Annotated in this window: 18 protein-coding genes; 7 read left to right on the top strand and 11 right to left on the bottom strand. The window is 48.2% G+C overall.

The features are described from left to right. Positions 1-72: 72 nt before the first annotated feature. The gene (gene adhE / locus GMA8713_RS01560; protein WP_062705055.1) at positions 73-2,778 is read right to left on the bottom strand and encodes a bifunctional acetaldehyde-CoA/alcohol dehydrogenase; all 2,706 of its coding nucleotides are present in this window, start codon (positions 2,776-2,778) and stop codon (positions 73-75) included. 606 nt (positions 2,779-3,384) lie between these two features. Here adhE and GMA8713_RS01555 point away from each other — a divergent pair. After that, positions 3,385-4,023 (top strand): YchE family NAAT transporter, encoded by a 639-nt coding sequence (locus GMA8713_RS01555; protein ID WP_062705053.1) that lies wholly within the window; start codon positions 3,385-3,387, stop codon positions 4,021-4,023. A gap of 90 nt (positions 4,024-4,113) precedes the next feature. Next, positions 4,114-4,944, top strand: a complete 831-nt coding sequence (locus GMA8713_RS01550; RefSeq protein WP_062705051.1) for an ion transporter — start codon at positions 4,114-4,116, stop codon at positions 4,942-4,944. A 228-nt stretch (positions 4,945-5,172) separates the two neighbouring features. Here GMA8713_RS01550 and GMA8713_RS01545 read toward each other — a convergent pair whose 3' ends face one another. After that, a complete protein-coding gene (locus GMA8713_RS01545; protein WP_062705050.1) occupies positions 5,173-6,135 on the bottom strand; it encodes a porin in 963 nt (320 codons plus the stop codon). A 325-nt stretch (positions 6,136-6,460) separates the two neighbouring features. Next, complete coding sequence (gene cysS / locus GMA8713_RS01540; RefSeq protein WP_062705049.1) at positions 6,461-7,843, bottom strand: cysteine--tRNA ligase; 1,383 nt, start codon at positions 7,841-7,843, stop codon at positions 6,461-6,463. Between the two features lie 226 nt (positions 7,844-8,069). Between cysS and GMA8713_RS01535 the strand changes: the two genes are divergently transcribed. The 3 genes from GMA8713_RS01535 to GMA8713_RS01525 all read left to right on the top strand — a co-directional run bounded on the left by GMA8713_RS01535 (position 8,070) and on the right by GMA8713_RS01525 (position 10,107). Then, positions 8,070-8,567: a peptidylprolyl isomerase gene (locus GMA8713_RS01535; RefSeq protein ID WP_062705048.1), complete on the top strand. Its 498-nt coding sequence runs from the start codon at positions 8,070-8,072 to the stop codon at positions 8,565-8,567. 41 nt (positions 8,568-8,608) lie between these two features. Next, the gene (gene lpxH / locus GMA8713_RS01530; RefSeq protein WP_062705093.1) at positions 8,609-9,331 is read left to right on the top strand and encodes a UDP-2,3-diacylglucosamine diphosphatase; all 723 of its coding nucleotides are present in this window, start codon (positions 8,609-8,611) and stop codon (positions 9,329-9,331) included. 167 nt (positions 9,332-9,498) lie between these two features. Next, a complete protein-coding gene (locus GMA8713_RS01525) occupies positions 9,499-10,107 on the top strand; it encodes an EAL and HDOD domain-containing protein (RefSeq protein ID WP_062705047.1) in 609 nt (202 codons plus the stop codon). Between the two features lie 231 nt (positions 10,108-10,338). Here the strand turns inward: GMA8713_RS01525 and GMA8713_RS01520 are convergent, their stop codons facing one another. Together GMA8713_RS01520 and aptA are read right to left on the bottom strand one after the other, a co-directional pair. Further along, entirely contained in the window at positions 10,339-11,823 is a 1,485-nt protein-coding gene (locus GMA8713_RS01520; protein WP_062705045.1) for a CoA-acylating methylmalonate-semialdehyde dehydrogenase, read from the bottom strand. Between the two features lie 20 nt (positions 11,824-11,843). Next, positions 11,844-13,181, bottom strand: coding sequence for an omega-aminotransferase AptA (gene aptA, locus GMA8713_RS01515; protein ID WP_062705043.1), 1,338 nt, complete (start codon positions 13,179-13,181; stop codon positions 11,844-11,846). 193 nt (positions 13,182-13,374) lie between these two features. Between aptA and GMA8713_RS01510 the strand changes: the two genes are divergently transcribed. Further along, positions 13,375-14,871, top strand: coding sequence for an aldehyde dehydrogenase (locus GMA8713_RS01510; RefSeq protein WP_062705040.1), 1,497 nt, complete (start codon positions 13,375-13,377; stop codon positions 14,869-14,871). A gap of 72 nt (positions 14,872-14,943) precedes the next feature. Here GMA8713_RS01510 and GMA8713_RS01505 read toward each other — a convergent pair whose 3' ends face one another. Both GMA8713_RS01505 and GMA8713_RS01500 read right to left on the bottom strand, forming a co-directional pair. Continuing rightward, entirely contained in the window at positions 14,944-16,164 is a 1,221-nt protein-coding gene (locus GMA8713_RS01505; RefSeq protein WP_062705038.1) for a bifunctional alpha/beta hydrolase/OsmC family protein, read from the bottom strand. A gap of 147 nt (positions 16,165-16,311) precedes the next feature. Then, a complete protein-coding gene (locus tag GMA8713_RS01500; RefSeq protein ID WP_062705036.1) occupies positions 16,312-17,616 on the bottom strand; it encodes an NAD(P)/FAD-dependent oxidoreductase in 1,305 nt (434 codons plus the stop codon). 348 nt (positions 17,617-17,964) lie between these two features. Between GMA8713_RS01500 and GMA8713_RS01495 the strand changes: the two genes are divergently transcribed. Beyond that, complete coding sequence (locus GMA8713_RS01495) at positions 17,965-18,513, top strand: cupin domain-containing protein (RefSeq protein WP_062705035.1); 549 nt, start codon at positions 17,965-17,967, stop codon at positions 18,511-18,513. Between the two features lie 52 nt (positions 18,514-18,565). Here GMA8713_RS01495 and GMA8713_RS01490 read toward each other — a convergent pair whose 3' ends face one another. The 4 genes from GMA8713_RS01490 to GMA8713_RS01475 form a co-directional block, all read right to left on the bottom strand. Further along, positions 18,566-19,792, bottom strand: coding sequence for an NAD(P)/FAD-dependent oxidoreductase (locus GMA8713_RS01490; protein ID WP_232314315.1), 1,227 nt, complete (start codon positions 19,790-19,792; stop codon positions 18,566-18,568). Positions 19,793-19,916: 124 nt separating this feature from the next. Further along, positions 19,917-20,756, bottom strand: coding sequence for an ABC transporter permease subunit (locus GMA8713_RS01485; RefSeq protein ID WP_062705031.1), 840 nt, complete (start codon positions 20,754-20,756; stop codon positions 19,917-19,919). Then, positions 20,753-21,610, bottom strand: a complete 858-nt coding sequence (locus GMA8713_RS01480; RefSeq protein ID WP_438501709.1) for an ABC transporter permease subunit — start codon at positions 21,608-21,610, stop codon at positions 20,753-20,755. Before GMA8713_RS01480 ends, GMA8713_RS01485 begins: the two co-directional genes overlap by 4 nt. A gap of 92 nt (positions 21,611-21,702) precedes the next feature. After that, positions 21,703-22,833, bottom strand: a complete 1,131-nt coding sequence (locus tag GMA8713_RS01475) for an ABC transporter ATP-binding protein (RefSeq protein ID WP_062705027.1) — start codon at positions 22,831-22,833, stop codon at positions 21,703-21,705. Positions 22,834-22,897 lie beyond the last annotated feature (64 nt).

The following is a 22,897-nucleotide window of genomic DNA, read 5'->3' as shown; positions in this document are numbered from 1 at the left end:
CAAAAGGGTATTGCCACTGCCAATAAAAAAGCCCGCTTATGCGGGCTTTCTCTTTATGTTTCAATCAGAAGGTTATGCTTTCGCTGCTTCTTTTTTCGCTTTAGGGGCAGGCTTTACCGCTGCTTCTTGATCTACGCGCTTCTTGATAACTGAAGTGCCTTCTACCGTTTCGCCTTCAACAAATGCTTTACCGTAGTAAGAAGCCAGAAGTACTTCTTTCAGCTCAGTGATCAGTGGGTAGCGTGGGTTTGCACCAGTACACTGGTCATCAAACGCTTCAACTGCCAGCTCATTCAGTTTCGCCAGGAAGTCAGCTTCTTTAACGCCAGCTTCTTGGATTGACATTGGGATGTCCAGGTTCGCTTTCAGCTCGTCCAACCAGCCCAGCAGGCGCTCGATTTTCTGAGAAGTACGGTCACCCGCTTGTGACAGACCCAGGTGGTCAGCAACTTCAGCGTAACGGCGACGTGCTTGTGGGCGGTCGTACTGAGAGAATGCTGTTTGCTTAGTTGGGTTGTCATTCGCGTTGTAACGTACCACGTTAGAAATCAGCAGTGCGTTCGCCAGACCGTGTGGCAGGTGGAACTCAGCACCGATTTTGTGCGCCATTGAGTGACATACACCCAAGAATGCGTTAGCAAATGCGATACCTGCGATAGTCGCTGCGTTGTGAACTTTCTCGCGTGCGATTGGGTCTTGTGCACCGTTCGCATAGCTTGATGGCAGGTATTCTTTCAGCATCTTCAGTGCTTGTAGAGCTTGACCATCAGAATATTCGTTCGCCAGAACAGATACGTAAGCTTCCAATGCGTGAGTGACTGCATCGTAACCTCCGAATGCTGTCAGAGACTTAGGCATGTTCATCACCAGGTTCGCATCTACGATTGCCATTTGAGGCGTCAGTTCGTAGTCAGCCAGCGGGTATTTCGCACCAGTCTTGTCGTCAGTTACAACCGCGAATGGTGTCACTTCTGAACCTGTACCTGAAGTGGTAGTGATACATACAAGCTCAGCCTTTTTACCCATTTTCGGGAACTTGTAGATACGCTTACGGATGTCCATAAAGCGCATTGCCAGTTCTTCGAAGTGCGTTTCTGGGTGCTCGTACATTACCCACATGATTTTCGCTGCATCCATCGGTGAACCGCCGCCCAGCGCGATAATCACGTCTGGCTGGAAGCTTTGCATTGCTGCTGCACCTTTTTCTACCACAGTCAGCGTTGGGTCAGCTTCTACTTCGAAGAAGGTCTGTACTTCCATGCCTTGTGCTTTCAACAGCGCTACCACTTCATCAGAGTAACCGTTGTTGAACAGGAAGCGGTCGGTAACAACCATTGCACGTTTCTTACCTTCCAGATCACCCAGTGCGATTGGCAGGCTGCCACGACGGAAGTAGATAGATTTAGGTAGTTTGTGCCACAGCATGTTTTCAGCTCGCTTCGCTACAGTTTTCTTGTTGATGAGGTGCTTAGGTCCAACGTTCTCAGAGATTGAGTTACCGCCCCAAGAACCACAGCCTAGAGTCAGTGATGGTGCAACGTTGAAGTTGTACAGGTCACCGATACCACCGTGAGTGGTTGGGATATTCACAAGAATACGTGCAGTTTTCAGCTTATCGCCGAAGTATTTGATGCGATCTTGGTTCACGTCTTGGTTAGTGTACAGACCAGAGGTGTGGCCGATACCACCGATTTCAACCATGGTGACCGCTTGTGCTACTGCGTCTTCAAAATCCGTTGCGCGGAACAGACCCAGTGTTGGAGACAGTTTCTCGTGAGCAAATGCATCATCGATAGACACTTTACCCAGGCCTTCACCAACCAGCACTTTGGTGTCAGCAGGAACGGTTACGCCTGCCATTTCAGCGATTGCTGCTGCTGGCTGACCTACGATTTTCGCGTTCAGAGCGCCATCAATCAGCAGAACTTTACGAACTTTTTCGGCTTCATCTTTGCTCAGGACATAGCCTTTGTGAGAAGCAAAACGCTCTTTCACTTCGTCATATACTGCGTCAACAACGATTGCAGCCTGCTCAGAAGCACACACTACGCCATTATCGAAAGTCTTAGACATCAGGATAGATGCAACAGCACGCTTAACATCGGCCGTTTCATCGATAACAACTGGAACGTTACCTGCGCCCACACCGATTGCTGGTTTACCAGAAGAGTAAGCTGCTTTAACCATACCTGGACCACCTGTTGCCAGGATCAGGTTGATGTCATCGTGCTTCATCAGCGCGTTAGACAGTTCTACTGAAGGCTGGTCAATCCAACCGATGATGTCTTTTGGTGCGCCCGCTGCCACTGCTGCGTCCAGAACCAGTTTAGCTGCATCATTAGTCGAGTTTTTCGCACGTGGGTGTGGCGAGAAGATAATACCGTTACGGGTCTTCAGAGAAATCAGAGATTTGAAGATCGCGGTAGAAGTCGGGTTGGTAGTTGGAACGATACCACAGATGATACCTACTGGCTCAGCGATAGTGAAAGTACCGAACTCGTCGTTCTCTTCCAAGATGCCGCAGGTTTTTTCATCTTTGTATTTGTTGTAGATGAATTCAGAAGCGAAGTGGTTTTTGATGACTTTGTCTTCGACAATACCCATGCCAGATTCCGCAACAGCTTGTTGAGCCAGAGGAATACGGGCGTTGTTAGCAGCCAAAGACGCAGCACGGAAGATTTTGTCTACTTGCTCTTGAGAGTAAGTTGCAAACTCTTTCTGCGCTTTCTTTACACGCTCAACCATTGCGTTGAGTTCGGCTACGTTAGTTACAGGCATAGTTGTCTCCTACATACCTAAAGTTTGAAAATTATTTAGTAACTACATGCTCGTTTACTTGGAGGCCTAAGCGTCACACTTCCTCAGTGAGCCTTGGCAAGCATTTAGTAAATAACTTTCAAAACTGATTATAGATTTTCAGAAAGGCAGAAGATTGATCGGGATCATGTGTAGTAAACTTTCACTGAGTTTTTCATCAACCGATTAATAATCAATCGAATTACGCTATAATCGATGTTTTGAAAGCCTAAATCCACAATAAAACTACGAGAATGTAACACATACGCACTGTGTCTCATACACTTGTGTAACTTCTTTGACTACTGTTGTCCCTCTTAGATTTTAAGGTGTGACCAGAATCACATAGATAGACTAGCAAGGCAGCGTATAGACCAGTTTTCAGCCTTACCCAATCGATAATATTTCGGACACTTATTGCTCGGATCGCCCCAAATACCTGACCTCTGGACTTGGAGATATTATTTCTTCCTCGCTCGACGTGTATCGATTGGCATTTCATCTTTCGACGTTATACTAGCGCTCAAGATTGGCACTTTTGCGATCCAAATCTAATCCTTACGTTTCTCAGATTTCGAGTGTTTGGGAATGAACAATATTGAACTTGTAATATTTTTTCAGTTTTTCATTGGTTTGTTTGCAGCCGTGAACCCATTAGGCATTATGCCTATCTTTGTGTCGCTAACAGCGCATCAGGACCCAGTTGAACGGAACAAGACTGCATATACCGCAAGTCTAGCCGTGGCTGCTATTCTGGTTGTCTCATTATTGGCGGGTCAGTTACTGCTGGATTTCTTCAGTATTTCTCTCGACTCTTTCCGTGTTGCTGGTGGTCTGCTACTGGTGAGTATCGCTTTCACCATGATGAGCGGTAAGTTGGGTGAAGATAAGCAAAACAAGCAGGAACAATCTGAATCTGTCAGCCGTGAGCAGATTGGTGTCGTCCCGCTGGCAATGCCACTTTTGGCTGGCCCTGGTGCTATTAGTTCGACTATCGTCTACGCGAGCCGATATCCAAATTCTGTGGATACACTTGGTCTTATTGGCAGTATTTGTATTTTTGCTGCCGGAATATGGGGTTTGCTAAGACTGGCGCCAGCCATTGTGAAATTCCTAGGCCAAACAGGTATTAACGTCATCACCCGTATCATGGGTTTGATTCTGGCTGCCCTTGGTATTGAGTTTATTGCCAACGGGCTCCGCGCCCTCTTTCCAGGCTTAGGCTAAACATTCATTGTTTTAGAGCCCGCTCCTCTCCCGAGTGGGCTTTCCCCTGCTAGACTTCTCATATCTAAATACTTTCCTAGAGCGCTTAACATGAGCAGGAATGCTGTTCAGGAGTCCCTTTACACCACCATTTTCGGTACCGAAACCAGGGCCGGTAAGGCCTTTGACGTTACCCTCATCATTGTTATTCTGGCGTCAATCGCAGTATTGATGCTCGAATCTGTCGGTGATATGCAGGCTAAATATGGGGGTTGGTTCTTTTCCATTGAGTGGGGCTTCACTTTGTTCTTTACTATCGAGTATGCCCTGCGCCTATACTGCTCCCCTGCCCCGAAAGCCTATGCAAAAAGCTTCTATGGTATTGTCGATTTGCTTGCCATTCTTCCAACCTATATCGCAATGCTTTTCCCCGGTGCAAATTACCTCATGGCTATTCGTTTACTCAGGGTACTGCGTATATTCCGGGTGCTAAAACTGATGCGCTATCTTGAAGAGTCAAACATCTTGCTCGTAGCACTCAAATCCTCTGGCAGAAAGATCTTTATCTTCTTTTATGCGGTGATGGTTTTGGTCACCATATTTGGCTCGTTGATGTTTGTGATTGAAGGCCCAGAGCATGGCTTCACCAGCATTCCTTACAGCATTTACTGGGCGATTGTTACCATGACGACAGTCGGTTATGGCGATTTGGTGCCGCAAACAGACATTGGCAAAGCTTTGGCCTCCATTACCATGCTGATGGGCTACTCCATCATTGCGGTGCCTACAGGTATTATCACCGCACAAATGGGGCAACAAATGACCATAAAAAGACAAACCGTTCTATGTCCTAACTGTTCAAAACCGGGACACGAAAATGATGCGGCGTTTTGCAAATATTGCGGCAGCGATTTAAGTGCAACAGGAACAGATAAAAGATGAAATCGAAGCAAGGACACAGTTGGACTTAATCTCGACTTCTTATGTAGGCTAGCTACACATCGAAGCCTCTGGCCCCCACAAACTGCTTAAAAAGTCATCACCAAAGATCAACAGACCCTATGATTCACCATCAATTTTTTGGTTACCTTTGGGAAGCCATTTTTTGCAAAGCTGCCCTACAAAAAAGCGGAGCATCAGCTCCGCTTTTTACTTCTGTAAATCTAGAAATCAGAACGAGTAGCGAATACCAGCCTGCATCTGATCATCATTCTGTTTACCATCGAGACGATTAAACTCATAGCCAGCATACCCGACAAAATTCTCCGTGACGTTATAAGCACCTTCAATGGCGTTGTAATCCACGCGATAATCTACAGGCGTCTTGGCTTTGTTATCAGTATCGCGATAATTGAAGACATAACGGAAAACAAAGTCATTGATACCGTAAGCAGCAGCAATCTCAAATCCATCTACGTCTACATTATCTATTTCACCGTTAACGTATATGCCGCCTATGTAAAAGCCACCCACCTCATAGGAGGCAGCTAAGTTGATTTGATCAACATCTACGTTCTTTCCAAGAACAGCTTGCTTACCTCCGACATAACCTGCACCAAACGCAAAGCCAATCGGATCATCATAGAACAATGATATGCCTGCACTGTCATTGTCTTTTGCATCCGATGCGACATAGTTAACTGTCGCTGTCACCCCAAAAGGAATCTCCAACTCGTATACAAAGTTATTTTCCCTTTTGTCTTGGTTTGCATCGATAAGATCCGCTGCACTGCCTCCAAACGTGTCCATAATATCGGTGACATTAGTCAGTATGACCTGCGCAGAATCCTGCTTACCATAGGAAAATGCACCAAAGTTGGTGTCAAACCCTGCGAACATGTATCGGTCATCAATCTGTGAAGTGCCAGATGCCATTTCACCTTCATAAAAACCAAAAACACTCACGTTATCATTTACCTGAGTTTCACCAGCGAAGTGAAGGCGTGCACGGCTGATATCTTTAAAAGAACTATCACCCGCCTTAACCTCATTTGCATCGGATACATTAAATCTAGGCTCAATACGACCACCAATATCAAGCGCTGACTCATCACTGGAATAAACCGTGTACGCGTAAGTGTTAAAGCCCACTGCCGCGCCAATTATTGACGCTGTTATCATCGTTTTTTTCATTTCAATCCATCCCTGCGGCTTTACAGCCGCTTGAGTTCCATCAAAACAACTGCACGTAATCGCGCCTACAACGATTAGAAAATAATTACGACAAGCGCCTGAACATCACAGCAAGAATCGCTCAAAGCCAGTAAAAATGGGCTCCCATAAGTGAGATTATGAACATAAACTCAATGAAAGAGCGCTCGTATCGACACGCGACTGGTGAATGGACGTCTTCATACAGACCATTTGAGGATAAATATTGTGATAAAAGCAGTGCAGGAGAGAAAGTGAAAACAAAAAATGGAGCACTAGGCTCCGCTTTCTTTCAATTTAAATTGACTTACTTTCGACGCCAGGTTGTGCCGGCTGCGCCATCTTCTAGAACGATCCCCATAGCAGTCAATGCATCACGCGCAGCATCTGCGGCAGCCCAATCTTTGCTAGCACGCGCATCGTTACGCGCTTTGATCAGGGCTTCAATTTCCGCCACTTCATCATCTCCACCTGCATTGCCCTGTAAGAAGGCTTCAGGGTCTTGCTCAAGCAGACCTAGGACTTCAGCCAGTTCACGCATGCGTGCCGCCAGTTTAGATGCCCCTTCTACATCTTCTGCTTTCAGGCGGTTGATTTCGCGTGCCATATCGAACAGCACTGAATACGCTTCTGGCGTGTTGAAATCATCATCCATCGCGGCTTTGAAACGTTCAACGAATTCTTCGCCGCCTTCTGCGGCTACTGAAAGGTCAAGGCCGCGAAGTGACGTGTATAGACGCTCCATCGACGCACGCGCTTGTTTAAGGTTCTCTTCACTGTAGTTCAGTTGGCTGCGGTAATGGCCAGACATCAGGAAGTAGCGAACAGTTTCAGCATCGTAGTGTGCCAGCACATCACGGATAGTGAAGAAGTTACCCAGTGACTTCGACATCTTCTCACGGTCAACCATCACCATACCGCTGTGCATCCAGGTATTTACATACTGGGTGTCATGTGCACAGCAAGATTGCGCGATTTCGTTTTCGTGGTGCGGAAACGTCAGATCTGAACCGCCGCCGTGGATATCAAAATGATTACCCAGAATGGCAGAGTTCATGGCAGAACATTCAATGTGCCAACCCGGACGGCCTGGACCCCATGGAGATTCCCATGTTGGCTCACCCGGCTTGGACATTTTCCACAGTACGAAATCCAGTGGGCTTTTCTTCGCTTCTTCTACATCAACACGTGCACCCGCCTGAAGCTGGTCAAGATCCTGACGTGACAGCTTGCCGTATTCGTCAAACTTAGCCACTTCGAACAGTACGTCGCCGTTAGAAGCAACATAAGCGAAACCGCGCTCAATCAAACGCTCCACCAACGCAATGATTTCAGCAATAAATTGCGTTGCGCGAGGCTCAACGTCTGGGCGCTTCATGTTTAGCGAATCAAAGTCAGCATACATTTCACCGATCAGACGCTCAGTCAAAGAATCACAGCTTTCACCATTTTCAGCTGCTCGCTTGATGATCTTGTCATCGATGTCTGTGATGTTACGAACGAACTTAAGGTCATAACCCAGAAATCGCAGGTAACGTGAGACAACATCGAATGAAACGAAGGTGCGGCCATGGCCGATGTGACACAAATCGTAAATGGTAACCCCACACACATACATGCCAACCTTGCCAGGATGGATAGGTTTGAATTCTTCTTTTTTCTTGGTGAGGGAGTTGTAAATCTTCAACATGGTAGTCGGGTTACCCATTACAAATATTAAATGATAAGAGGAATGGCATATTACACCTTTTCCGCCGAGTTTAGGCAAGGATGAACAGAGGTGCGCGCACAATTAAAGCATGCAGGCGCTAAGCTGAGTCATAAGGCTGATTTTTCTGGTGTGATCAGTTGAATGTCGCGACCACTAGGATAGAATCAAACGTTCAAAGCTAAACGCGAATTTATAGGAACAAATCATGGTTACGCTTCATACCAACTTTGGTGACATCAAAATCCAACTGAACAGCGAAAAAGCGCCAGTGACTGCAGAAAACTTCCTGCAATACTGCCGTGACGGTTTTTACAACGGCACTCTGTTCCACCGCGTCATCGACGGTTTCATGATTCAAGGCGGCGGCATGGCTTCTGGCATGCAAGAAAAAGAAACCAACGCACCGATTAAAAACGAAGCTAACAACGGCCTGAGCAACAAAGTAGCTACCATTGCAATGGCACGTACTATGGAACCGCATTCAGCGAGCTCTCAGTTCTTCATCAACGTTAACAACAACACCTTCCTGGACTTCAAATCTGAAACGCCAGACGGTTGGGGTTACTGTGTATTCGGTGAAGTGGTTGAAGGTATGGACGTGGTTAACAAAATCAAAGACGTTGCTACCGGTAACTGGGGTTACGTTCACCAGGACGTGCCTGTAGAAGAAGTGCTGATCGAAAGCGTGACAATCGAAGAATAAGGCACTGAGGGCGGCATGATATGCTGCCCTTATTATTATCTATGACCGTATTATTTATCTCTGATCTCCATCTCAGCCCTACCCATCCTGAAATTACCCAGTGCTTTTTGCGTTTCCTTAAAGAGGACGCGCCGAAGGCAAGCGCACTTTATGTGCTGGGTGACCTGTTTGAGTCCTGGATTGGTGACGACGACAGAACCCCGCTTCAAATTGAAGTGGCTGACGCATTCAAAGCGCTCAGCGATACAGGGGTACCGATTTACTTCATTCACGGAAACCGCGATTTTCTGGTCGGTAAACGGTTTGCCAGAGCATCCGGCATGACTTTACTCCCCGAACACAAAGTGATCGATCTGTTCGGCAAACCGACATTGATCATGCATGGCGATACGCTATGCATTCAGGATGAAGCTTACCAACGCTACCGCAAGAAAGTGCACAACCCTTTCATTCAGTGGCTTTTTTTCAGATTACCACTGTCAGTAAGACGTCGCATCGGTGAAAAGATCAGAGCTGGCAGTACTAAGAGCAATCAGGAAAAGTCTGAAGACATCATGGATGTGGATCAATCTGAGGTACAACGTGTGATGAAAGAAAGCGGAGTGAAGCAGCTTATTCACGGTCATACCCACCGTCCGGATATTCACGACATTCAACTCGATACTGATCCTGCTCAACGAATTGTTCTTGGAGATTGGTACACTCAGGGCTCAGTTTTGGTCTGTACCGAAGAAGGCTGCGCACTGCAAACACGTGCATTCTAAATTTTCCATTAAAATTATTTACTTATAGTTACATCGTCAAGATGAGAAAAGCATTAGCTCGTCAATTAATTTTCTTCGCGAAATATCAGTCTTTATTAGCACTCTCATATATGAGACATGATGTAAACTTTCTTTTGTAGTTCTCTTCAAGGAATTCTTGGCATTTTATGCGTTCGAACATTGCACGACAGGCTATCTATAACTCAGAGCAAACGGTCGTGGCATACGAGTTGTTGTTTCGGGAAGGCTGTCATGACGCTTTTCCTTGTGTGGAGTCAGAAATAGCTACCGCAAGCGTACTTAATGATCTCTTTTCTGAAGCCAATAAGAGTGCCAAACAAGTGTCCGATGGTCTCCCCTGCTTTGTTAACTTCTGTTACGAAAGTCTGACTCAGGGTAAAACGTTTAACTATCCGGTTGAAGATCTTGTCGTTGAAGTGTTGGAAGACTGCATCACTGATGCTTCTCTATACACTGCGTTGGAACATCTGAAAACACGCGGCTACCAAATCGCCTTTGATGATTTTATTCCGTCTTCTGACTGGCTCCCTTTCCTTCGTTTAGCCGATTACGTAAAAATCGACTTCCGGGCACAGACCCTGAATCAGATTTCCCAGTTTGTCTGCAAATACCGAAAGCGTTTTGACTTTAAACTGCTGGCAGAAAAGATTGAAACAGACGACGAATATCACGCGGCACTTGAGATGGGGTTCGACCTGTTTCAGGGTTATCAACTAAGTAAACCTGAGCGTATTTTCTTTTCAAACGTCGCTTAACGTTCAATCATACCAATCACAGTAGGTAGCTGATCAGAAATAGCGCAGGAAAAATGCTCGAGAACAAGGCGGAAAATTTCGATAAGTAGTTATTCTACAATCAAATTTTTCAACGCAGTTATCGAACATTTTAACAAGCTAGGATGAGCAGATATTTACTACGATTGGTATCAGTACTCCACATGAAAAAAGGAACCGTTCGGTTCCTTTTTTCTTTCAGGCATATTGCCATTATTTCATGGTTGGCATAATAAAATCGGCGTTTGCCCTGAGTCCGGTTGGCCATCGCGCTGTGATCGCCTTGCGTCTAGTGTAGAAACGCACACCATCGGGACCGTGCACATGCAGCGAACCAAACAGCGAACGCTTCCAACCGCCAAAGCTGTGGAATGCCATTGGTACTGGGATAGGCACATTCACGCCAACCATACCTACCTGAATTTCATGGCAGAACTGGCGGGCTGCATCACCATTTTGGGTGAAGATTGCCGTACCGTTACCAAATTCATGTTCGTTGATCAGCTTCACCGCTGTCGCATAATCAGGCACGCGAACGACGGATAAAACCGGACCAAATATTTCATCGCGGTAGATGGTCATCTCCGGCGTGACGTTGTCGAACAGGCAACCGCCCAAGAAGTAGCCGTCTCCACCTTCAGCCTCAATGCCTCGCCCGTCTACAATCAGATCCGCGCCTTCTTCCACGCCTTTTGCCACATAGCCTTCCACTTTGCTCAGGTGTTCTTTCGTCACCAAAGGCCCCATTTCCATGCCTTCAATCACGCCATTACCAACACGAAGCTCTCGGACTTTTGGCATCAGTTTTTCAATTAGGGCATCTGCAACATTACCGACGGCAACTGCGACAGAAATTGCCATACAACGCTCGCCGGCAGAACCATAAGCTGCACCCATCAACGCCGCAACCGCCTGATCCAAGTCTGCATCTGGCATCACCACCATATGGTTTTTCGCGCCGCCCAATGCCTGAACGCGCTTACCGTGCGCCGATGCCGTACTATAGATATATTCTGCAATCGGCGTGGAACCCACAAAGCTGACCGCTTGCACATCTGGGTGAGTCAGCAACACATCTACTGCTTCTTTGTCCCCATTGACCACATTAAATACGCCATCTGGCAAACCCGCTTTAGTCAGCAGCTCTGCGATACGTAGCGTTGAACTTGGATCCTTTTCCGAAGGTTTCATCACAAAGGTGTTACCACACGCAATGGCAATCGGGAACATCCACATCGGCACCATCACCGGGAAGTTGAACGGCGAAATACCTGCCACCACACCCAAAGGCTGATTGAGTGACCAGGCGTCAATGCCTGAGCCAATTTGCTCTGTCATCTCACCTTTCAACAAATGCGGAATACCGCATGCAAATTCCACCACTTCCAGACCACGGGTCAGCTCGCCCTTTGCATCATCCAGTACCTTCCCGTGCTCTTTGGTGATGAGGGCAGCGAGCTCGTCGATGTTTTCTTCTACCAACGCCTTGAACTTAAACATCACACGGGCACGGCGAAGTGGCGACATTTCAGACCATGCTGGAAAAGCCGCTTTGGCAGAAGCAATTGCAGCTTCGGTTTCGGCAACTGATGCCAAAGAGACTTGGCCACTTTGCTCGCCTGTCGCTGGGTTGAACAGCGCTTGTTTGCGCTCGCTTTCCGCTGTGTATTTGCCATCAATGTAGTGCGTTACAGACATATCCTTATATCCCCTTGAAGTTAAATCGCTTGCTTGATGGCGCGTTCCAGCGTGCTAACCATCTGATCGATGTGTTTAGATTCCATGATAAGTGGCGGTGACATAGCAATGATGTCGCCCGAAGCGCGAACTAACAGGCCATCGTAGAAACAGCGCGTAAAAATGTCATAGCCACGCTTGCCAATACCCTCAGTGCTTGGTGCAAACTGAATACCGGCAATTAAACCTGTGTTTCGAACATCAATCACATTCGGCAAATTATCGAGCGAATGCAGTGCCTCTTCCCATTCGGTTTCCAGTTGCCTTGCACGCTCAAACAGATTCTCATCACGATAAATATCCAGAGACGCCAACGCCGCTGCTGCCGCAACAGGGTGACCGGAATAGGTATAACCGTGGAAAAGTTCGATAGTGTCTTCCGGCGCTGCGTTCATACAGGCATCGTAAATACGGTCACTCACCAGAACAGCCCCCATTGGGATCGCGCCATTGGTTAGCGCTTTCGCCGTGGTAATAATGTCTGGAGTGACATCCCAGCGCTGCGAAGCAAAAGCATCGCCCACGCGGCCGAAGCCTGTGATCACTTCATCAAAGATCAGCAGAATGTCATGTTTGGAGGTGATTTCACGAAGACGTTTTAGGTAGCCTTTCGGTGGAAGAATAACACCACCCGAGCCTGACATTGGCTCAACCATCACTGCCGCTATGTTTTCGGCACCGTGCAGGGCAATCAACTGCTCCAGCACTTCAGCACGCTCGATACCGTGTTCGGGTAGGCCTTTAGAAAAGGCATTTCGCTCAATATCCAAAGTATGTGGGAGATGAGCAACACTCGGCAGCAACTGACTGTTAAACGCTTTGCGGTTGTTCACCATGCCGCCGACAGAGATACCGCCGAAGCAGGTCCCGTGATAACCCTGCTCGCGACCAATAAACATAGTCCGGTTAGCATGACCACGAGCGCGTTGGTAAGCCAGTGCAATTTTCAACGCCGTATCGGCAGACTCAGAACCTGAATTGGTAAAAAACACACGGTTCAGATCAGCGGGTGCCAGTTCTGCCAGACGTTCTGCGAGTTCAAACGGAAGCGGGTGCCCCATCTGGAATGTCGGCGCATAGTCGAGCTCTTTAATCTGCTTGCTCACTGCATCAGTGATTTGCTGACGGCTATGACCAGCGTTACAACACCACAGTCCGGCAGTAGAATCCAGCACCGGATTGCCTTCAACGTCGGTGTAATACATGCCTTCTGCTCTAGCGAGTAAGCGTGGCGTGGTTTTGTACTGACGGTTTGCGGTGAAAGGCATCCAGAAGTTGTCCAAACGCGCTCCTTCACTCTGTGGTTTGTTCACTGCCATAGTCCGATATCCTTGCTTGCGTTGTTAACAAGATGTTGCCTAGCGGCTAATATTTGCAATACTATGTCAAATATAACGAACAGTAAACGTGTTTTGTTCAATATCTAAAGAACAAATTACGTCAATTGTAAAATATTTTGAAATGGTGCACAGTGACCACATTCATCGCACATAAAAGGAAAAAGGGGCTGCTATGACTTCGCACAAGTCTCGTCAAGACTGGGATGCACTCGCACAATCTATAACAATTAAAGGACAGGCATTCATCGATGGTGAATACCGCGATGCGGTTTCTGGAGAGACTTTTGCCTGCATCAGTCCGGTCGATGGTCGTGTGCTGGCCGATGTTGCCAGTTGCGATCTTGCTGACGCCAACCACGCTGTCAGCAATGCCCGTGCAACGTTTGAGTCTGGTGTATGGGCTCACCTTCCTCCTGCAGAGCGTAAAAAAATCGTGATCCGTTTTGCGGAATTAATAGAAGAAAACGGCGACGAACTGGCACTCCTGGAAACACTGGACATGGGCAAACCTATCCGGTATTCCAAAGCGGTTGATGTGAACGGCGCCGCCCGTGCTATTCGTTGGTCAGGCGAAGCGGTCGACAAGATTTACGATGAACTCGCTCCTACGCCGCACAATGAAATCGGCATGGTCACCCGTGAACCTGTGGGCGTTGTGGCCGCTATCGTGCCCTGGAACTTCCCTATGCTGATGGCCTGTTGGAAGCTTGGCCCTGCCCTCGCCTCTGGCAACTCTGTCGTACTTAAACCTTCAGAGAAATCACCACTCACCGCCATCCGTCTTGGCGAACTTGCCATTGAGGCAGGTATGCCAAAAGGCGTGCTGAATGTACTCCCTGGTTTTGGGCACACAGCGGGCAAAGCGCTCGCACTGCACATGGATGTTGATACTCTGGTGTTCACGGGCTCGACCAAAATCGCCAAACAACTGATGATTTACGCTGGCGAGTCGAACATGAAACGTGTCTGGCTGGAAGCGGGGGGTAAGAGCCCGAATATCGTCTTTGCTGATGCACCGGATTTAGACGCTGCAGCCTCTGCCGCTGCGTCCGCCATTGCTTTCAATCAAGGCGAAGTCTGTACAGCGGGCTCACGGCTATTGGTGGAAGCGTCCATCAAAGATGTCTTCATCGAAAAGGTCGTCGAAAACCTGAAAGGCTGGCAGCCAGGGCATCCGCTCGATCCGGAAACTCAGGTCGGTGCAGTGGTTGACCAACAACAGCTTGATACCGTGCTGACCTATATTGATAAAGGTGCCCAAGGAGGTGCCAAGATGGTGTGTGGCGGCAGCCGTGTCATGGCAGAAACCGGTGGTTTATTTGTCGAACCCACGGTGTTCGATAATGTGAACAATGAGATGGCGATTGCCCGCGAAGAGATCTTCGGCCCTGTATTGTCGGTGATCACCTTCGACACACCCGAGCAAGCAGTCGCGATTGCCAACGATACCGATTATGGCCTTGCTTCTGCGGTATGGACATCTGACATCGGCAAAGCACACAAAACCGCGAAAGCGCTGCGCACTGGTATGGTGTGGATTAACCACTACGATGGCGGTGATATGACAGCGCCATTTGGTGGCTACAAGCAATCAGGCAATGGCCGCGATAAATCACTTCATGCGTTCGAGAAATACACAGAAGTGAAAGCCACCTGGATTGCGCTTTGATCTGACAATTTTCTAAATCAGATAAAAAAGACCGGCTCGATGAGCCGGTCTTTTTTATTTACCGAAGCCGTATTACTTATCTTTCAGTTCGGTAGTGATAACAATCTTACCTTCCAGCGTTTTGTGAACCGGACATTTATCCGCAATCTCAAGCAAGCGCTGACGTTCTTCATCGGTTAAGTCGCCAAAAAGCTCGATTTCACGAGACATGACCTCCACCTTCGCGTTGTTTTCATCACAATGCTCGCAATCTTCACCGTGCTGACGACTATGCGACAGCGTCACTTTCACATCTTCCAGTGGCAGCTTTTTACGGTTGGCATACATGCGCAGCGTCATGGAGGTACAAGCACCTAAACCAGCCAGCACGTGCTCGTATGGGTCGGGACCAAGGTTATCGCCACTGTAATCAACGGGTTCATCGGCAAACCACTGGTGATGGTCTGTTTGTATAGTCCGGGTAAATTGCTTGTTATGCTCATGCACAAGCACTTCACCGCGCTTCACGCCCTCTTCAACCTCTTTGACCGGCGCAGCTCTGTCTATGTAACGATGAGACCAGGCAGCAATAAGCTCAGCCACATACTGGGCATCGTCTTTATTGGTCAGCAAGTGGTCAGCACTATCAAGGGTGACAAAGCTCTTTGGGTGTTTGGCACGGGTATATATTTTCTCTGCCTCTTTGATCAACACAACGTTGTCGATAGGCGAATGCATCACCAGCAGCGGTACGCGCAGGTTTTCAATATCATCGTTGTCAGCTCGGATATCATCAAGGAACTGCTTTTTGATAGTGAAAGGACGACCAGCCAAAGAAAGCTCTGCTTCACCTTCGGCCTCAATTTTTTCCACATGGGCAGCAAACTGCTTGGACACATGTTCAGCGTCAGCTGGCGCGCCAATGGTGGCAACTGCCGATACTTCTGGAATACGGTGTGCGGCCGACAGCACCGCACGGCCCCCTAAGCTGTGACCAATCAACAATAGCGGTGCTTCATAGTTCTCCCGCAGGAAATCTGCCGCCGCCACCAAATCGTCAACGTTGGAAGAAAAATTGGTGTTGGCAAAGTCACCATCACTCCCGCCCAACCCTGTGAAGTCAAAACGGAATACTGCAAAACCAATGTTCACTAACGCACGTGAAATACGGGAGGCTGCAGCGACGTCTTTACCACAAGTAAAGCAGTGGGCAAACAACGCATAACCCCTCGCATTTTGCTCTGGTGTCTCTAACATCCCAGCCAGCTCAAGCCCCTTACTCAGGAAGGTAACTTTGCTTCTTTTCCCTGCCATTTCCGTCTCCCGGTTGTTTATTATGTGCTTCAAATCATTTAGCTAACGCTAACATTCATAGACAAGACCGGAACAGGGCATAAAAGATAACAAAGCGCCTCAGGCTTAAGCTTGAGACGCTTTCTACGGATGATTTAAGTATGAGGTTTATTGCAGTGCTTCTTTTAGGCGGTGATAAGTCATGCCGATCGCCAATAAAGGCGAACGTAACAGAGGACCACCCGGGAAGGTCATGTGCTTCACTTTAGCAAATACATCAAACCGTTCTGCGGTGCCTGAAATCGCTTCTGCAATAACTTTACCCGCCATATGCGTAGCATTTACGCCGTGACCGGAATATGCCTGTGCATAGAAGATATTGGGGGCATCCGGCAATCGGCCAATTTGTGGAAGACGGTTAGCACCAATCCCTATCATGCCACCCCATTCAAAATCGATACCCACGCCTTTCAGTTGAGGAAATACCCGCTCAAGATTTGGCAGTAAGGCTCCGGTAATGTCTTTCGGATCTTTTCCAGAATAGGTACACAACCCACCGAACAGTAATCGGTTGTCACCGGACAAGTGGTAGTAATCGAGCGCAATGCTGAGATCAGCGAAAGCCATGTTCTTTGGAATGGTGCTGTTGACCTGCTCGACATTCAGCGGCTCAGTAGCAATAAGGTAGCTGCCCGCTGGGAGCACCTTTCCGCCAATATAGGGTTCCAGCTTGTGGCCGATATAAGCGTTACCGGCCAGCAACAGATAGCTACAGGTTACCTGCCCTTGCGCCGTTTTCACGACCGGCTTTTGACCTTTGACTATTTCAGTGGCTGCGCTATCTTCAAACAACTGGACACCAAGGCTCGCTGCTGCCGCCGCTTCTCCTGTTACCAAGTTCAAAGGGTGTAAATGTCCACTGCCCATATCCAGCATGCCACCAATATATCGGTCGGACCCAATCACTTCCGCAAGATCTGCTTTTTCAAGCATGCGGATTTCATGGGGATACTGGTTTGAGCTCAGATCATCAAAATCTTCCTGAAGCTCTTTCATGTGGGAAGGTTTCATCGCCAGATCGCAATATCCCATCGCCAGATCGCAATCGATGCTGAACGCTTCCACGCGATCTTTAACGATCTGCACCGCTTCCAATCCCATTTGACTGATGGCGGCGACACCTTCTTTACCTATCTGGTTGGTGAACTGATCGATGCCATGACCAATACCACGGATCAATTCGCCACCATTTCGACCTGACGCACCCCACCCAATCTTATTAGCTTCCAGAATAGCCACTGAATAGCCGAGTTGTGCAAGCTCAATCGCACTGTTCACACCACTAAAGCCACCACCAACTATACAAACATCCACGCTGATAGATTCAGTCAGAACCGGATAGCGTTGCGGATACTTTGCCGTTGCCGTGTAAAAAGAGGAGGTATGGGGGAGATTTGATGGTGTATGCGCCATGCCTTACATCCTTTGTAAAATATAATTAACAAAGACTATCGTATTTTCATCGTCGTAGTGAAGCAAAAAATATACGCTTTGTTTGCTGCTCAATACCTGAACATCACTCCGTCTGAAGAATGAGATAAGCTTTACTCAAGCTAATTAACCGGTTTTATCAAAGAAAGATATTATTCAATAATATGCATAATTCACTATGTATTGTTGATTTATATTTTTTACATAATGACGATAACATCACAAAATGCTTGATTACTGCCCCAGTGAAAGTAGGATTGCTTGTTCAAAATCTATTACAGTGATTGGGCACGCTTATAAAAACCCAATTCAAGCAGGGAGAATCGAACATTGGACATTGGTGCAAACCTCAAGGCCGTTAGAAAAAGTCGCGGATTATCGCAACGCGAACTCGCTAAACGCGCAGGCGTGACCAACAGTACCATCTCGATGATTGAGAAAAACAGTGTCAGTCCCTCCGTCAGTTCTCTGAAAAAAGTATTGTCCGGCATTCCCATGTCTCTGGTTGAGTTCTTCTCTGCTGACATTGGTCAAACTGAATCTGCACCCGTCATATATCGCCAGCAAGACTTGCTCGAAATCGGCGACGACTCTGTCTCAATGAAGCTGATTGGCAAAGAATTCCCTAACCGCGCTATATCAGTACTTTCTGAAACCTATCCGCCAGGCGGGCATTCTGGTGAAGAGATGCTCCAGCATGAAGGTGAAGAAGCTGGCCTGGTGGTTGAAGGTAAACTCGAACTTACCGTTGGTGACGATATTTTCGTTCTGGAAGTCGGTGACAGCTATTACTTTGACAGTAACCGTCCGCACCGCTTTTCCAACCCATTCGAGTCAATTTGCCGTCTGTTCAGTGCGACTACGCCTGCCAACTTCTGAGCCTACAAACCCGTATTACCAAACGCCCGGATATCGGGCGTTTTGCTATCAGCTAAATGCCAAATTTGTCCCGCACGGTGTAATACCAGGCTCCCAACGCCGAGAACGGCACACTCAGCAAGTGACCACCAGGAAACGGTAAGTGCGGCAAATCAGCGAAGGCATCAAAGCGCTCTGCCTGTCCTTTCAGCACTTCCGACATCAATCTTCCCGCCAAGTGGGTATAGGTAACACCATGACCACTGCAGCCCTGTGAGTAGTAGATATTGCTGCCAATACGCCCCACCTGCGGTAAACGAGACAAGGTCATCAGGAAGTTACCCGTCCAGCGGAAATCAGTTTTCACACTGCCAAGCTGAGGGAAAGTCTTCAGCATTTTCGGCCGGATAATCGCATCTATGTCAGCTGGGTCACGCGCTCCATAAACCACACCACCGCCATAAATCAGTCGCTTGTCACCGGAAAGCCTGAAGTAGTCGAGAAGGTAGTTACAGTCTTCGACACAATAATTCTGCGGCAGTAAGCTTTGCGCCAGTTCATCCGATAGGGGTTCCGTTGCAATAACCTGCGTTCCACAGGGCATAGATTTAGCGCGAAGCTCGGGCATCAGGTTACCAAGGTAAGCATTGCCCGCCACAATCACGAAAGAAGCCGTCACCGAGCCTTGCTCAGTCACCACTTTCGCCGGTTCACCTCGTTCAATGTTCACGACTGGCGAGTGTTCGTAGATTTTTCCGCCCAGGCTCTCCACCGCTGCAGCCTCACCAAGAGCGAGATTCAACGGATGAATATGACCACCGGATTTGTCCAGCAGACCACCAACATAACACTCGGTATCGACTACTGAACGTATATCTCTGTCGCTGAGCATTTCAAGTTGGTTGTTACCGTATCTCTCCCACAGCACTTTCTGGCTTTCGAGCTCATGCATCTGCTTGGCATTGAGTGCAGCAAACACGCCGCCATCTTTTAGATCGCACTGGATGTGATATTTTTCTACGCGCTCACGAATGATTTTTCCGCCTTCAAAGGCCATCTCGCCAAACAGGCCAATTTTTTCCTTACCGACGGTTTTCTCAATCATATCAATGTCACGGCTGAAGCTATTCACAATCTGGCCACCGTTACGGCCAGAAGCGCCCCATCCGACTTTAGCCGCTTCCAACACTACGACATTGAAACCCGCTTCCAACAGATGCAGCGCCGAAGAAAGCCCTGTATAACCCGCGCCGACGATACAAATATCCGCTGTTATGTCTTCCTTCAGTACTTCACGCATCGGTGAAGCGTTAGCCGACGCCGCATAATATGACGGCGCATGAGCTTGGCTGGCCTCCAGCCTAGTTTGTTGAATCTGGTTTTGTGGGTTCTGAATTGAGCTGGCTTGTTCCATGATGACAATCCTATTCCTGAATCTCTTGATTGAGCCGCTTCATGTCTTCCAGCGATTTTTGCTCTGCGCGGCGTGCCACGTACCAAGACAAAAACGCAAACAGAGAAACAACCAGAATGATGATGGTGGCAAGCGCATTGATTTTTGGTGATACACCAAGCCTGACCGAGGAAAAAACCACCATAGGCAACGTGGTAGAACCCGGCCCCGAGACAAAACTTGCGATGACCAAATCGTCGAGAGAGAGACTAAAGCTCAGCAGCCATCCCGCCACCAGCGCAGGGGCAATCATGGGCACAGTGATCACAAAGAAGACTTTGAACGGCGTTGCGCCCAAATCCATCCCCGCTTCTTCAATCGAAAAGTCGAGTTCCCTGAGCCTTGATGAGACCACCACTGCGACATAAGCAGCACAGAAAGTGGAATGTGCAATCCATACCGTGGTCATCCCGCGCTCTGCAGGCCAACCAAACAGGTCGCCCATCTGCACAAACAAAAGCAGCAGTGACAAACCGATAATGACGTCTGGCATAACTAGCGGTGCAGTAATCATATTGGAGAGTGTTAATCGTCCCCATGAACGTCGAAACCGCGTCATCACGAAGGCTGCTAACGTGCCGATGATCACTGCCATCGTAGAACTATAGAAAGCAATCCGGAGACTGGTCCAAACCGCTTGCAGGATTTGTTCGTCTTTGAACAGCGCGGCATACCATTTGGGCGAAAACCCACCCCAGACGGTGACCAGCTTGGATGCATTAAATGAATAAATCACCAGGATCAGCATGGGCAGGTAAAGAAAAACCAAGCCTACCCAAAGCATAACCGTCGAAAATTGCCAGCGTTTCATCGGTCAGCCTCCATGTCCTTGGACTGATAATGGTGGAATAGCGTGATCGGGATGATAAGCAAAAGCAGCATCACAATCGCCAACGCCGAGGCAACCGGCCAGTCACGGTTATTAAAAAACTCCTGCCACAGCACTTTACCTATCATCAGGGTTTCCGGGCCACCCAGAAGTTCTGGGATCACCACTTCACCCACCACAGGAATAAACACCAACATGGAGCCTGCAATAATTCCACCTTTTGACAGCGGTAAGGTCACTTTCCAGAAGGTATTGAAGTTGCGCGAGCCTAGGTCTGCTGCGGCTTCCAGTAAGCTGCCATCCAGCTTCACCAGATTGGCGTATAGCGGAAGCACCATAAATGGTAGATAGGTATAAACAATACCAATATAAACCGCAGTGTTAGTATTCAGGATCTGAATTGGCTCAGAAATCACGCCAAGCCACATCAGGGTGTTGTTAATGATCCCCGTGTTGCTGAGTAGCCCCATCCAGGCGTATACACGGATCAGGAAAGAGGTCCAGGATGGCAGCATGATCAGAAGCAACAATACGGTTTGCATTCTCGCTGGCGCGCGGGCGATTGCGTAAGCCATGGGATAACCCAAAAGCAAACAGCCTAGCGTTGATACAAAAGCGATTTTTACCGAACTCAGATAGGCAAGGTAATAGAGTTCATCGTCCAAAATCCGCAAGTAGTTCTCGAGATTTAGGGTGATTTCGATGACTTCATCTACGTAAGCAACAATGGCCTCGTAGGGAGGAATGGCCAACGCCGCCATCGAAAAACTGATTTTGAATACGATAAGGAATGGCACAGCAAAAAAGAGCAGCAGCCAGAGGTAAGGAATACTCATGGTGATGTGCCGCCCCTTGGGAAACAACATCTTATTTTTGTGCGGCGCATTGCTTGGTGCTGGCGTTTTCGTCTGGGCGTTCGTCAAGGTCGTCATACGCGTAATACCACACCACCGGTGGCCTCCCAGCTGATAAACACCTCGTCATCCCAAGTGGGGCGATCCTGATGGCGAGAAACATTGGCCATACTGCACATCACCACTTTGTTGCTCGATAACTTTACGTAATACATGGAAGTACCGCCAAGGTAGGCGATATCATGGACTGTGCCCTTCGACCAATTATATTCACCGTCCGGTTGCTCTCGGCTAATAAAGGCTTTTTCAGGGCGAACTGCCAGCCACACTTTTCTGTCTTCCACGTTGGTTGCCACACCGTGCCCCACGTAGATTTGTTGCGCTGTTTCGCTGGACGAAATGACACAGTGATCAGTTTCATCCACCACGATTTCGCCTTCAAACAAATTCACAGAGCCAATGAACTCCGCAATCATGCAACTGTTCGGCGACTCGTAAATATCTGTGGGTGTTCCGGTTTGAGCAATCCAGCCTTCATGCATAATGGCAATACGGCCTGCCATGGTCATGGCTTCTTCCTGATCGTGGGTCACCATCACACAGGTCACACCAACACGCTCCAGAATATCTACCACTTCCAGTTGCATCTGGTTGCGTAGTTTCTTGTCTAGCGCACCCATCGGCTCATCAAGCAGCAAGAGTTTTGGGCGTTTGGCCAGCGATCTTGCCAACGCCACACGTTGGCGCTGACCGCCTGATAACTGATGCGGCTTGCGCTTGGCATATTGCTCCATGTGCACAAGCTTCAGCATCTCTTTAACCCGATCTTGAATCTCAGCTTTCTTGAGCTTGTCCTGCTTAAGACCAAACGCAATATTCTGCTCAACTGTCATATGCGGAAACAAAGCGTAGGACTGAAACATCATGTTGATCTGCCTGTCATAAGGCGCCATGTCGGTGATGTCTTCCCCATCGAGATAGATACGCCCGCTAGACGGTGTATCAAAGCCCGCCAACATACGAAGCAAGGTCGATTTACCCGAGCCGGAACCACCGAGCAAAGAAAAAATCTCACCTTTTTCAATCGTTAAGGAAACATCATCCACCGCTCGGACATCCCCGAACAGCTTGCTGACACTATCAATTCTCAACAGCTCCGGCTTTTTCGAGCCTTTGCCATTTCCATTAGAGTTGCTGGTAACCATCCGATCCTCCCTGTGACTACCGCGGAAAACACGAAAGAGGGAGCTGATTTTTCAGCTCCCAACC

This window comes from Grimontia marina (assembly GCF_900060185.1).
GTDB lineage: Bacteria > Pseudomonadota > Gammaproteobacteria > Enterobacterales > Vibrionaceae > Enterovibrio > Enterovibrio marinus.
This window is presented reverse-complemented; position numbering and strand designations above follow the sequence as displayed.